This window comes from Parazoarcus communis (genome assembly GCF_003111645.1).
Taxonomy (GTDB): domain Bacteria; phylum Pseudomonadota; class Gammaproteobacteria; order Burkholderiales; family Rhodocyclaceae; genus Parazoarcus; species Parazoarcus communis_A.
The window spans coordinates 3368409-3380376 of sequence record NZ_CP022187.1 but is presented as its reverse complement, the minus strand read 5'-3'; the positions used below and the strand labels follow the sequence as shown (position 1 = coordinate 3380376).

The window sequence follows — 11968 nt, the reverse complement described above, 5'->3', positions numbered from 1 at the left end:
CTGCGTCGCCCCGCCCCCTTGGCGTTCAGCGCTTCTCACCGACGGTCACAGCGATGCTGCCCACACCGGCGATCCCGCCCTCGAGGCGGTCGCCGACTTTCACCGGCCCTACCCCGGCGGGCGTGCCGGTGTAGATCAGGTCGCCGGCTTCGAGGGCGAAATAGCGCGACAGGTGGGCGATCACTTCGGGCACGCTCCAGATCTGCGAGGAAAGATCACCCTGCTGGCGGCGCTCACCGTTGACGTCGAGCCAGATCTCGCCGGCGGCCGGATGACCGCTGCCGCTTGCCGGCACGATCTCGGAGCACGGCGCCGCGGCGTCGAAGGCCTTGCCGATCTCCCACGGACGGCCCGCTTTCTTTGCCGCGCCCTGCAGGTCGCGCCGCGTCATGTCGAGACCGACGCCGTAGCCGAACACATGCTCAAGCGCGTCTTCGGCTGCAATGTTGCGCCCACCGCGACCAATCGCGACAACAAGTTCGATCTCGTGATGAACATCGTTCGATTCGCTCGGATACGGAAACACGCTGCCCGATGCGATCAGGCTGTCTGGATGCTTGGTAAAGAAGAACGGCGGCTCGCGGTCGGGATCGTGGCCCATTTCGCGCGCGTGGTCGGCGTAGTTGCGGCCCACGCAATACACACGGCGCACCGGAAAGCGCTTTGCGCTCCCGCTCACTGCGACACTGGGTACGGCCGGGGCAAAGACATACTGCTCGTTGTGATCGGACAACACGTCGGGAATCTCCTTGTTATGTGCACCCCGGAGCGGATCGCGCCCCGGGCTCGCACGTGCGGAAACAAGTCTATCCGCGTCTCGATTTTCCCGGGATACCTGCGACGGGAAATTTGAATGCGGCCGGCGCCGGACTCAACGCGGCGCGCTGGCGGCCGATCGCCGCGGAAGGAAGCGCGCCAGCATGGGCCAGCGCAGATTGCCGAGCAAGGCACCGCTGAGAATGGCCGCTGCCGCGAAGCCGGTTGCGGGTCCGAAGTGATGGCCATTCACCACGATCAGCAGAATGGTCGACAACAAGGGCGTCAGGTAAGCCAGGGCACCGACCGCGCGCGGATCACCATGCTTCAGTGCGATGTCCCAGGTCAGAAAGGCCAGCCCCATCGGCCCCAGGCCCAGACCCGCAATCAGGGCGAGGTCGCTGCCGGACAGACCAAGCAGGCCGGCACTGCCGAACAGTGCCAGATGCAGCAAAATCGACGCGGCACCCGCCATCAGGCAGCACGCACCGATGGCCGCGGTCGGAAACGACGGCATCCGGCGGCAGCCGAGGGAATAGCCCGCCCAAACGATAGCCGCCGCGATTGCGCTCAGGTATCCCAGCGCATGCTCGCTTGAGATCGAGAACTTCTCGCCCCCGAGGATCAGGACCGCGCCGCCGAAACCCAGCACCGCGCTCAGCACGTGATTCACGCCCAGACGGTTGCCGGGCAGGAAGACCGGCGTCAGCAGCACGATGAGCAGCGGCCACAGGTATTGCAGCAGGTTGACCTCGACCGCCGGCGCCAGACCGAAGGCCGCAAACAGCAGGGCGTGGTAGCCGAACAGCCCGCCAACCCCGACCGCATAGGCGCGCGGCTGTGTGCGCCACGCGTGCGGCCGCAGGCCGCCACCCACCAGACCGCCCACGAACAGGGCAAGGCCGGAACTCACGAGGGGCGGAACATGGCTCACCCGGTCGGTCAGCAAGGCGAGCGACGCCCACACCACAATGGTGAACAGGGCGGCCAGCAGCGCGCGCGGTGTCATGCCGATTCCCCTTACGCGGAAATGATGTTGTGCTCGGGCCCGAACGGGAAGGCGGTGATGTTATCCGCACCCTGTTCGGTGACGACAAGAATGTCGTGCTCGCGGTAGCCACCGGCGCCGGCCATGCCTTCGGGCAGCATGATCATCGGCTCCATCGAGACCACCATGCCGGGGACAAGCACGGTCTCGATGTCCTCGCGCAGTTCGAGGCCGGCCTCGCGACCGTAGTAGTGGCTGAGTACGCCGAACGAGTGACCGTAGCCGAAGGTGCGGTACTGCAGCAGGCCGTGGCTGCGATAGATCTCGTTGAGCTCGGCCGCGATGTCGCAGCAGCGCGCGCCCGGACGGATCAGTTCGAGGCCGCGGCGATGCACCTTGCAGTTGATCTCCCACAGTTCGAGGTGGCGGGCGCTCGGCTCGCCGAAGAACAGCGTGCGCTCGAGCGCGGTGTAGTAGCCGGCGATCATCGGAAAGCAGTTCAGCGACAGGATGTCGCCACGCTGCACGCGCCGGGTGGTGACCGGGTTGTGCGCACCGTCGGTGTTGATACCGGACTGGAACCACGTCCACGTGTCGCGCAGCTCCGAGTGCGGCACGCGCTTGGCGATCTCGCGCACCATGGCGGCGGTCGATGCCAGCGCGACTTCGTACTCGGGCACGTTCTCGGCAATCGCGTCGACGCAGGCCGCGCCGCCGATGTCGGCCACCGCGGCGCCGATCTTGATCAGGGCAATTTCCTCGTCCGACTTGATCATGCGCATGCGCATGGTGGCCGACGCCACATCGACCCACTCGACGTCGGGGCGGGCGTGCTCGAACTTGCGCAGATTGTCGAGGTTGAGGTGGTCCTGCTCGAAGCCGACACGACGTGCCTTGCCCGGCAGCGCCTCCTTGACCGCGACGACGTAGTTGTCGCGCTGCCAGTCGGTGTAGATCAGGTTTTCGCCGTAGCAGCGGCGATAGCCCTGACCACCGTCGATGTTGGTGGTGATCAGTACCGAGGTGTCCTGGGTGACGACCAGCGCGTAACTGCGGCCGAAGCTGCAGTACAGAAAGTCGCCGTAGTAGTTGATGTTGTGAATCGAAGTCAGCACCACGGCTTCGAGCGATTGCTCGGCCATGTGGGCGCGCAGCAGACCAAGGCGACGGTTGACTTCGGGGGCGCTGAAAGTCGGCCGCACTTTGGGGCCGTTGTTCAGGGTGATGAGGCTGGGCATGTCCATGATGGCTCCTGGCGGGATGATTGGCGAGGCAAGCATCTCGCATCGGCCGTGAGCCCAACAAGCAGCGATTTCTAATCGGCCGGCATTAGTTTTTCTATGGCCTGACCCAATGCCGGCCGCGTCCGAACGTGCTTATCGCCGTGCCGCGATGCTGTCGGCCAGCACGCACAGAATCTCGAACATCATGGTCGCACCGACCAGTGCGGTGTTGCCGCTCTGATCGAAAGGCGGCGACACTTCCACCACGTCGCCCCCCACCAGGTTCAGACCCCGCAGACCGCGAACCATGCGCTGCGCTTCCAGCGTGGTCAGTCCGCCGATCTCCGGCGTGCCGGTGCCGGGCGCATAGACGGGGTCGAGCGCGTCGACGTCGAAGCTGACATAGGTCTGGCCATCGCCGACCACCCGGCGCGCCTCGGCGATGACGGCATCCAGCCCCATGGCGTGGAACTCGTCGATGTCGATCACGCGAATGCCCTGGCGCTCGCCCCAGTCGTTATCGCCGTCGTTGTAAAGAGCGCCGCGAATGCCGATCTGCACCGTCCGCTTCGGGTCCAGCAGACCTTCTTCGATCGCGCGCCTGAACGGCGTCCCGTGCGTATAGGGGTTGCCACCGAAGTAGGTGTCCCAGGTGTCGGTGTGGGCATCGAAATGGACCATGCCAACCGGCCCGTTCTTTGCCAGCGCGCGCATGATCGGCAGGGTGACGAGGTGGTCGCCCCCCACCGACAGGGGCGCAATGCCCCGCCCGCACACCGTGTCGTAGAAGCCGGCGATGCGTTGCAGCGAATCGAGCAGGTCGGCCGGATTGACCGGCGCATCGCCGAGGTCGGCACAATTGCACAGCGCAAACGGATTGATGCCGCTGGCCCGGTTGACGTTGCGCACCATCGTCGACAGATCGCGCAACTGACGCGGCCCGTGCCGTGCGCCGGGGCGGTTGGTGGTGCCACCATCCCATGGCACCCCGATCAGGCCGATCTCGACTTCCCCGATGTCTGCATCCGTCAGCTGGGTGAAGGGCAGACGCATCAAGGTGGGCAGGCCGGCATAGCGTGGCATCACCGTTCCGGTGATGGGCTCGAACTTGTTTTCACTCATGACTGACTTCCTGATGGCAACATGCTGGAGGTGATGAGCGATTCTTCCACGCCGCCCCGCGGGCTTGAATCCCGATTGTTGAAACCTTAGTTGCGGATTTTCAGAACATTGCAGCCAACACGAGACCCGATGACCACAGTGCGACCACGCCCCGGCGCCGGAGGCCGATCCACATGCTGCGCGTGACCGATATCGACCTGCGCCTGCTGCGCATCTTCAAGAGCGTCACCGATTGCGGCGGATTTTCTGCCGCCGAGACCACGCTCGACATGAACCTGTCGACCATCAGCACGCATATGTCGGAACTCGAGTCGCGCCTCGGCGTGCGTCTGTGCGAGCGTGGCCGGCAGGGCTTCCGCCTCACCGACGAGGGGCGCGCGACCTACCTGCTGGTCGAGCAGCTGCTGAACTCGGTCGAGGACTTTCGCGCAGGCGTCGGCGCCATCCACCAGCAGATCGGCGGGGAGCTGGGCATCGGCGTGGTGGACAACACCCTCACCGATCCGCAGGCGCGCATCAGTGCGGCCATTCTCGCGCTCAAGCAACGCGGCGGCGATCTCCACGTCAGGCTCGAGATCAAGTCACCGAGCGAAATCGAACAGGCGGTGCAGGAGCGCCGGCTGCATGTCGGCATCGTGCCGTCGTACAACGAACTGCCCGGTCTGCGCTACGAACCGCTGTACACCGAAACCCTGACGCTGTACTGCGGCAGCGGTCACCCGCTGTTTGACGCTGCGCCGGACGGGGTCGAGCTGACGCAGCTCGACGGGCTCGACTTTGTCTCCCGCGGCTACATGCGCGAAAACCGCGAGCTGAGCAGCACGGCGCGTCTCAATGCGAGTGCGACCGTCCATCACATGGAGGCGGTGGCCACCCTGATCCTGTCGGGCGCGTTTGTCGGCTACCTGCCGCAACACTATGCCGCACAGTGGGTCGCGTCGCAGCGCATGCGCCCCGTGCGCCCCGACCTGCTGAGCCAGCAGGCCGCCTTCAGCATCGTCACCCGCCGCGATCGCGGGCAGACCATCGCGGTGCAGGCCTTCGTCGATGCACTGCGCGGAAACACGGCGAACGCCCGCCCGGCCGGGGCTTGAAGCCCCCCGGCCGGGGTGTGCACACGCTCAGGCCGCCACCGGCTCCTTGTCGAAACTGAGCTGCAGCGCAGCGTCGCGGCACCGCACGTGATCCTCGGCCTCGGCCCGCATCCATTCGATGAATGCAGCAACACGGGGACGCGTCTGATCCGCCAGCGGACACACCAGATACACCGCGCCCTCCTGGATCACGTCGGGGAAGGGACGCATCAGACGCCCTTCAGCAAGGTCGTCCGCACACAGCGAATGGCGCGCGAGGCTGACGCCCTGCCCCCCGCATGCAGCCTGGATCACGAGATCGGCCGGTGAAAAGGCCGCGCCGCCGCGCGTGCTCACGTCGAAGCGCGAGATCCGGGTGAAGAACACGTCCCAGTTGGTGCTGTAGTTCGCCTGCGGCAGGGAATCGTGCAGGAGCTGCGTGCGCGCAAGGTCGATGTAGTCCTTGAGCTTGAGCACCTCCTGCAGCTGCGGGTTGACCACCGGATAGCTCACATCCTCGAACAGCTGGAGCTGCAGCAGACGGGTGTTGTCGATCCATTCGCAGGACACCGCGACGTCCACCTCGTCGGCCTTGAAGTTGGCCGGGGTCATGTCGCCGTCGATCAGCAGCCTGATGTTCGGATAGGCGGCAGAGAAGCGCGGCAGACGTGGCATCAGCCACCTTTTCGCGAAAGAGGGCATCACGCGCACCTTCAAGGTGCCCTCCTGCGCCTCGCTGCGGATCGTGTGCATCGTGTTGGTGAGCAGCTCGAATGCGGCCGACACCCCCTGCAGCAGGCGCCCGCCTTCCCTGGTCAGCCGCAGCCCGCGCGGCAGACGTTCGAACAGCGGATAGCCGAGACGGGCTTCCAGCGCGAGGATCTTCTGGCTGACCGCGCTCTGCGTCAGGCATAGCTCTTGCGCTGCTCGGGTGAAGCTGCCGTGGCGTGCGGATGCTTCAAAGTAACGCAATGAATCCAGTGGAGGAAGGTGTCGCGAATCGGGCATTTCTGACCCCTGCAAAGAGTGCTCTCAGTAAAGCTTAAGCAATATTCGTACCGACATTAGAAATGCTAATGAAAGCGGATTAATAATTGTCGTTTGTGCTGCGCAGCACGTCCCGGCAATCTGGATTCCGCGATGCACACCCGGCCTTCCCCGGAGGCGCCACAGACTTACTCAATATTGACAAGGAACTGCCATGAAGACGATTCGCCCGCTGCTCAGTCGCCTCCTCATTGGTGCGCTGCTGCCACTTGCCGCTACCGCCGCCCACGCCGACCTGCTCTCCAAGATCAAGGAGAAGGGCGAGATCGTGATCGCCACCGAAGCCCGCTACGCGCCGTATGAAATGCTCGAGGACGGCAAGATCGTCGGTTACGGCAAGGACATTCTCACCGAGGTGATGAAGGACCTGCCCGGCGTGAAGCTCAAGCAGCTCGATGTGCCGTTCCAGGGCATCCTGCCCGGCCTGACCGCAGGCCGCTTCGACTTTGTCGCCACCTCACTGACGATGACCAAGGTCCGCGCAGCCAACTACGCCTTCACGCTGCCGATCTCGACTGCGGACGTCACCGTGCTCAAGCGCAAGGGCGACACCCGCATCAACAAGGCCGAAGACATGGCCGGCATGGTCGTCGGCAGCCAGTCGGGTGCCGCTCAGGTGCAGCTGTTGCGCGAGTACGACGAGAAGACGCTGAAACCGATGGGCAAGGCGCTGAAGGAGGTCAAGGAGTTCATCGACTACAACGAAGCCTACGCCGCCCTGGCCTCGCGCCGTGTGGATGCCGTCGCCCAGGCACTGCCGAACCTCGCTCCGCTGGTCAAGGAGCGTCCGGATGTGTTCGAAATCGTGATGCCTCCGTTCGGCCCCGCCACCTACTACGGCTGGGTTGGCCGCAACGACGCAGACAGCGCCTCGCTGGTCGCGCTCTTCAGCGACGGCATTGCCAAGCTCAACAAGAGCGGCAAGCTCGCCGAACTGCAGCAGAAATGGTTCGGATTCACGATGCCCGTCCCGTCCGACAAGGTTCCGACGCCGGTCAATTGAGTCATCCGCTGACCGACCGGCCTGGCGCCGGTCGGTCGGGAGAGCGCCATGTTCGATTTCACGGTCGTCCTGACGACACTGCCCCAACTGCTTACCGGTCTGGCCGCCACCTTCGGCGTGTCGATCACGGCTATCGCCCTGGGTTTCTTCCTCGGCTGGGCGATCTGCCTTGGCAGTGTGAGTCACCTGCGCTGGCTGTCCGCCATCAGTCGCCTCTATGTGAGCTTCTTTCGCGGCACGCCGCTGCTGGTGCAGCTCACGCTGGTGTTCTACGCCCTGCCCGCAACCGGGATCAGCCTGCCGCCGCTGGTTGCCGCGGTACTTGCACTCACGCTGAACACCGCCGCCTTTCAGGGCGAGATCCTGCGCGCCGGTTTCCTGATGCTGCCACGGGGCCAGCTTGAGGCCGCACGCGATCTCGGACTCACGCGCTGGCAGACGCTGCGCCACGTTCAGGTGCCACAGGTCTTTCGTTCCATGCTGCCGGCGCTGACCAACGAAACCATCGACATCATCAAGAACTCCGCCCTGGTGTCCACCGTTGCGGTCACCGAGCTGATGCGAACCGCCCAGGTGTACGCCTCGACCACCTACCGCCCGATCGAGTTCTTTGTCGCGGCCGGTGTCCTTTACCTGGTGCTGACGATGAGTACTGCGCGCATTGGCGCGTGGCTCGAACGTCGCCTGCCCGCTGGCTGAAACGGAGCTCACCATGTTCGATTTTGGACTGATTACGGCCAACGCCGACGCCCTCAAGGCCGGCCTGTGGATGACGATCCGCCTGTGCGCGGCGGGCATCGGGCTCGGACTCGTCGGCGGCATGCTGCTGCTCGGGTTCAGGAAACTCTTCGGCCCCCGCCTCGACTTTCTGTATCGCGCCTACATCACGCTGTTTCGCGGCACACCGCTGCTGGTTCAGCTGTATGTGGTGTTCTACGGCGGGCCCTACGTCGGCATCGAATGGTCGGCCGAGCAGGTCGGCATCACCGGCCTGGCAATGTACGGCGCGGCCTACTTTGCCGAGATCTTCCGTGCCGGCATCGAGGCGGTGCCGCGCGGCCAGCTTGAAGCGGCGCGCGATCTCGGCATGAACGCCGCACAGACCTTGCGTGTGGTGGTGTGGCCGCAGATGCTGGCGCGCTGCATGCCGCCCCTGGTGGGGCAGACCGTCATCCTGCTCAAGGAGTCCTCGGTGCTGTCGATCATCACCGTGCCGGAGCTGACCACGATCGCGATGCGCATCGCCAACGAAAACTTCGCCATCGTCGAGCCCTACGCGGTGCTGGCGCTGACCTACTGGGCGCTCACCGTGGGCGTTGCCCGCGGCGGTCACATGATCGAGCGCCGCTTCACCCGACATCTCGCCCGCCCAGCCTGAAGGAGCCATCATGCAGCACAACTACGCAATCAAGCTCAAGGACGTGCGCAAGCGCTACGGTGATCACGAGGTCATCAAGGGCGTGAGCCTGGACATCGAGCCCAAGGAAGTCGTGACCATCATCGGCGGCTCGGGATCGGGCAAATCCACCCTGCTCCGCTGCATGAACTTCCTTGAGGAGTACAACGCCGGGGAGATCCTGATCAACAACCGGCTGCTGGGTTACGGCACCACCGGCGTGGGCACCTACTACCGGCTGCCGGAGCACGCCATCCGGGCGTCGCTGAGCGATGTCTGCATGGTGTTCCAGCAGTTCAACCTGTGGCCGCACATGAGCGTGATCGACAACGTGTCGACCCCGCTGCGGCTGGTCAAGGGCGTGGCGAAAGACGAAGCGCGCAAACGTGCGCTGGCGGAACTGGAGCGCGTCGGCCTGCAGCACAAGGCAGACGCCTACCCCGGCCAGCTCTCGGGCGGGCAGCAGCAGCGCGTCGCCATCGCCCGCGCACTGACCATGCAGCCGAAGATCATGCTGTTCGATGAACCGACCTCTGCGCTCGACCCGGAGCTGGTCGGTGAAGTGCTCAACGTGATCCGCGCCCTGTCCGAAGAAGGCATGACCATGGTGATCGTCACCCATGAAATGGGCTTCGCCGCAAAAGTGTCGGACAAGGTGGTCTTTCTTGCCGAAGGCATCATCGAGGAACAAGGCCCGCCGGAGCAGATCTTCGGCGCACCGCAGAGCCCGCGCCTGAAGCAGTTCCTCTCCACCTGGCGGGAGCGTCAGGGCGATTCGCCGCTGTAGGCGGGCAGCCTGACGGCAACAAAGTGTCGCCGGCGCAAACCGGAGGCGAAAAACGCTGTCAGACCTTGAACCTCACGGATTCAAGACTGCCATGTCCATCTCGCCTTTCATTGCCGCGCACGACAACAACCCCGACTGGCGCACCGCGCTGAATCACTGTCTGGAACAGCTGACCCGCGCTGCGAAAGCGGACGCGGGTGCGGCGCCGGTGGCCGAATACACGCTGGGCTGGTGCTATCTGACCGACCCCTTTGCCGATGCGGCGGAAGCGATACTCGCCGAACTCAGGCAACACCTGCCCGGTGTGAGCTGGGTGGGCACGGTCGGGATCGGCATCGCGGCCAGTGGCGTTGAGTACATCGACGAGCCCGCCATTGCCCTGATGCTCGCCCCCATGCCGCGCCCTTCCTTCAGGCTGTTCTCCGGTCGCCAGCCCTTGCCGATGACGCCGGAAGCCGGCGCGTTCAACGCCCACACCGCGCTCGTGCATGCCGACGGCACCACGCCCGACCTGCAGGAGTTGCTGCCCGAGTTGGCCGAGCGGACTGCGACCGGATACCTGTTCGGCGGGCTGTCTTCGGCCCGCACCCATACCTTGCAGATTGCCGACGCAGTGCTTACCGGAGGACTGTCGGGTGTCGCCTTTGGAGAGGAAGTCGGCCTGCTGTCGCGGGTGACGCAGGGCTGCCAGCCCATGGGGCCGGCACGGCAGGTGACACGGGCCGAGGACAATAACGTGCTCACCCTCGACGGCCAGCCGGCGCTTGCCTGCGCCCTGCAGGATCTGGGGCTGGCGAACGACCTCGCTGTCGAGGAGATGGCCGAAGCCTTGTCCTCGACCCTGGTTGGACTGTGCCGCAGCAGCGACGACCAGGCCTCCACGCCGGCCCGCTTCGGCCCGGACACCCTGGTGCGCCACATCATCGGTCTCGATCCCCGCGCCCGGGTGCTGGCCATCGGCGACGAGGTTGAGACCGGCGCGCAGCTCACCTTCTGCCGCCGCAACCCCAAAGCCGCACTGGAGGATGTTCGCCGCATCGCGACCGAGATCAGGGATGAGCTCGAAACGAGCAAGCAGCGCGCCGCCGGTGCCATCTACGTCAGCTGTGTCGGCCGCGGCGGCCCACACTTCGGTACGCCGGATGCAGAGCTGTCCGCCATCCGCGACGTGCTCGGCGAGCTGCCGCTGGTCGGCTTCTTTGCCAACGGCGAGATCGCGCGCGACCGGCTCTACGGCTACACCGGGGTGCTCAGCGTGTTTACCATGGCAGCCTGAAAACCTCGCCACCCCGCTGAACAGGAACCCGATGCAGCTCGACCCACGCCAGTTCGCCCCCGCTACCGAGCGCAATCGCCACCTCATTCTCCCCGTCCTGCAGCGCGTGCTGCCCGCCGCGGGCACGGTGCTGGAGATCGGCAGTGGCACCGGCGAACATGCGGTGTACTTTGCTCAGGCACTGTCGCACCTGAACTGGCAGCCGAGCGACACGAATCCTGCGGCGCTGGCTTCGATCAGGGCCTGGACCGAGCACGCCGGCGCAGGAAACGTCGCCGCACCGCTGGCGCTCGACGTGCGCGCGCCGACGTGGCCGCTCACCCGGGCCGACGCCCTGGTGAGCATCAATGTGATCCATTACTCGCCATGGGAAAGCACGCCAGCCTTGCTCGCGGGCGCAGCACGGGTGCTGCCAGAAGGTGGCATCGTGTATCTGTACGGCCCTTATCGGCGCGAAGGTCGGCACACCGCGCCGAGCAACGAGGAATTCGATGCCTGGCTCAAGCGTCGCGATCCGGAATTCGGTGTGCGGGATATCGAAGCGGTGGAGGCTGAAGCAGCCGCGTGCGGGCTGTGCCTCGACGAAGTCATCGCCATGCCGGCGAATAACTTCAGTCTGATCCTGAAACGCAGCTGAGCACTTCATCCGGGGCACGGAGCCAAGCCTGCCACCCCGGATGAAGCTTCAGGACCTGAGGGCTCAGGCCTTGGGCATGCGGCCCATCAGGTAGAACTGCTCGTTGGGCGGCGTGCCGGTGAGGTGCACCAGGCGGTTGCTCATGCTGAAGAACGCGGTGATCGCGCCGATGTCCCAGATGGCCTCGTCGTCAAAGCCATGTTCGCGCAGCGCGTCCATGTCGGCGGCTTCGATTTCTCCGCCGCGGGTCGACAGCTTGACCGCGAAATCGAGCATCGCGCGCTGACGCGGCGTGATCTCGGCCTTGCGGTAGTTGGTCGCCAGCTGGTCGGCGACACGCGGGTTCTTGGCGCGAATACGCAACACCGCGCCGTGCGCGACGACACAGTACAGACACTCACTCACGCCCGAGGTGGCGACCACGATCATCTCGCGCTCGGCCTTGGACAGGCCGACATCCTTTTCCATCAACGCATCGTGATAGTCAAAAAAGGCGCGGAATTCGGCCGGGCGATGCGCCAGCATCAGAAACACATTGGGAATGAAGCCAGCCTTTTCCTGCACCGCCAGAATCCTGTTGCGGATGTCCTCGGGCAGCTCGGCGAGCTCGGGAACGGGGAAGCGGCTGATGGAACGATCGGTCATGCGGTTCTCCTCACA

Annotated in this window: 13 protein-coding genes; 7 read left to right on the top strand and 6 right to left on the bottom strand. The window is 65.1% G+C overall.

Translation table 11 applies throughout. From position 1 onward, the window contains the following. Positions 1-25 precede the first annotated feature (25 nt). The 4 genes from CEW83_RS15385 to speB all read right to left on the bottom strand — a co-directional run bounded on the left by CEW83_RS15385 (position 26) and on the right by speB (position 4089). On the bottom strand, positions 26-736 hold the full coding sequence (locus CEW83_RS15385) for a fumarylacetoacetate hydrolase family protein (RefSeq protein WP_108950118.1): 711 nt from the start codon (positions 734-736) through the stop codon (positions 26-28). A gap of 135 nt (positions 737-871) precedes the next feature. After that, complete coding sequence (locus CEW83_RS15380) at positions 872-1765, bottom strand: DMT family transporter (protein WP_108950117.1); 894 nt, start codon at positions 1763-1765, stop codon at positions 872-874. A gap of 11 nt (positions 1766-1776) precedes the next feature. Further along, complete coding sequence (locus CEW83_RS15375) at positions 1777-2988, bottom strand: M24 family metallopeptidase (protein WP_108951460.1); 1212 nt, start codon at positions 2986-2988, stop codon at positions 1777-1779. 132 nt (positions 2989-3120) lie between these two features. Continuing rightward, the gene (gene speB / locus CEW83_RS15370) at positions 3121-4089 is read right to left on the bottom strand and encodes an agmatinase (RefSeq protein ID WP_108950116.1); all 969 of its coding nucleotides are present in this window, start codon (positions 4087-4089) and stop codon (positions 3121-3123) included. Positions 4090-4262: 173 nt separating this feature from the next. Between speB and CEW83_RS15365 the strand changes: the two genes are divergently transcribed. Further along, positions 4263-5183, top strand: coding sequence for a LysR family transcriptional regulator (locus CEW83_RS15365; protein WP_108950115.1), 921 nt, complete (start codon positions 4263-4265; stop codon positions 5181-5183). Between the two features lie 27 nt (positions 5184-5210). Here the strand turns inward: CEW83_RS15365 and CEW83_RS15360 are convergent, their stop codons facing one another. Further along, a complete protein-coding gene (locus CEW83_RS15360) occupies positions 5211-6170 on the bottom strand; it encodes a LysR substrate-binding domain-containing protein (protein ID WP_108950114.1) in 960 nt (319 codons plus the stop codon). Between the two features lie 193 nt (positions 6171-6363). Here CEW83_RS15360 and CEW83_RS15355 point away from each other — a divergent pair, with 193 nt between their 5' ends. The 6 genes from CEW83_RS15355 (at position 6364) to CEW83_RS15330 (ending at position 11308) form a co-directional block, all read left to right on the top strand. Continuing rightward, positions 6364-7212, top strand: coding sequence for a transporter substrate-binding domain-containing protein (locus tag CEW83_RS15355; RefSeq protein ID WP_108950113.1), 849 nt, complete (start codon positions 6364-6366; stop codon positions 7210-7212). A gap of 48 nt (positions 7213-7260) precedes the next feature. Continuing rightward, entirely contained in the window at positions 7261-7911 is a 651-nt protein-coding gene (locus CEW83_RS15350; RefSeq protein ID WP_108950112.1) for an amino acid ABC transporter permease, read from the top strand. Between the two features lie 13 nt (positions 7912-7924). After that, on the top strand, positions 7925-8590 hold the full coding sequence (locus CEW83_RS15345; protein WP_108951459.1) for an amino acid ABC transporter permease: 666 nt from the start codon (positions 7925-7927) through the stop codon (positions 8588-8590). Positions 8591-8600: 10 nt separating this feature from the next. After that, complete coding sequence (locus tag CEW83_RS15340; protein WP_108950111.1) at positions 8601-9395, top strand: amino acid ABC transporter ATP-binding protein; 795 nt, start codon at positions 8601-8603, stop codon at positions 9393-9395. 91 nt (positions 9396-9486) lie between these two features. Then, positions 9487-10671, top strand: a complete 1185-nt coding sequence (locus CEW83_RS15335; protein ID WP_108950110.1) for an FIST signal transduction protein — start codon at positions 9487-9489, stop codon at positions 10669-10671. Positions 10672-10702: 31 nt separating this feature from the next. Beyond that, complete coding sequence (locus tag CEW83_RS15330; RefSeq protein ID WP_108950109.1) at positions 10703-11308, top strand: DUF938 domain-containing protein; 606 nt, start codon at positions 10703-10705, stop codon at positions 11306-11308. A gap of 63 nt (positions 11309-11371) precedes the next feature. Here CEW83_RS15330 and CEW83_RS15325 read toward each other — a convergent pair whose 3' ends face one another. Further along, complete coding sequence (locus CEW83_RS15325; protein ID WP_108950108.1) at positions 11372-11953, bottom strand: peroxidase-related enzyme; 582 nt, start codon at positions 11951-11953, stop codon at positions 11372-11374. Positions 11954-11968 lie beyond the last annotated feature (15 nt).

Bases quoted from the DNA above. Each gene is read 5' to 3' on its own strand.
- CEW83_RS15380 (WP_108950117.1), bottom strand. From the start codon at position 1,765: ATGACACCGCGCGCGCTGCTGGCCGCCCTGTTCACCATTGTGGTGTGG.
- CEW83_RS15360 (WP_108950114.1), bottom strand. From the start codon at position 6,170: ATGCCCGATTCGCGACACCTTCCTCCACTGGATTCATTGCGTTACTTT.
- CEW83_RS15340 (WP_108950111.1), top strand. From the start codon at position 8,601: ATGCAGCACAACTACGCAATCAAGCTCAAGGACGTGCGCAAGCGCTAC.
- CEW83_RS15350 (WP_108950112.1), top strand. From the start codon at position 7,261: ATGTTCGATTTCACGGTCGTCCTGACGACACTGCCCCAACTGCTTACC.
- CEW83_RS15375 (WP_108951460.1), bottom strand. From the start codon at position 2,988: ATGGACATGCCCAGCCTCATCACCCTGAACAACGGCCCCAAAGTGCGG.
- CEW83_RS15335 (WP_108950110.1), top strand. From the start codon at position 9,487: ATGTCCATCTCGCCTTTCATTGCCGCGCACGACAACAACCCCGACTGG.
- CEW83_RS15330 (WP_108950109.1), top strand. From the start codon at position 10,703: ATGCAGCTCGACCCACGCCAGTTCGCCCCCGCTACCGAGCGCAATCGC.
- speB (WP_108950116.1), bottom strand. From the start codon at position 4,089: ATGAGTGAAAACAAGTTCGAGCCCATCACCGGAACGGTGATGCCACGC.
- CEW83_RS15355 (WP_108950113.1), top strand. From the start codon at position 6,364: ATGAAGACGATTCGCCCGCTGCTCAGTCGCCTCCTCATTGGTGCGCTG.
- CEW83_RS15365 (WP_108950115.1), top strand. From the start codon at position 4,263: ATGCTGCGCGTGACCGATATCGACCTGCGCCTGCTGCGCATCTTCAAG.
- CEW83_RS15325 (WP_108950108.1), bottom strand. From the start codon at position 11,953: ATGACCGATCGTTCCATCAGCCGCTTCCCCGTTCCCGAGCTCGCCGAG.
- CEW83_RS15345 (WP_108951459.1), top strand. From the start codon at position 7,925: ATGTTCGATTTTGGACTGATTACGGCCAACGCCGACGCCCTCAAGGCC.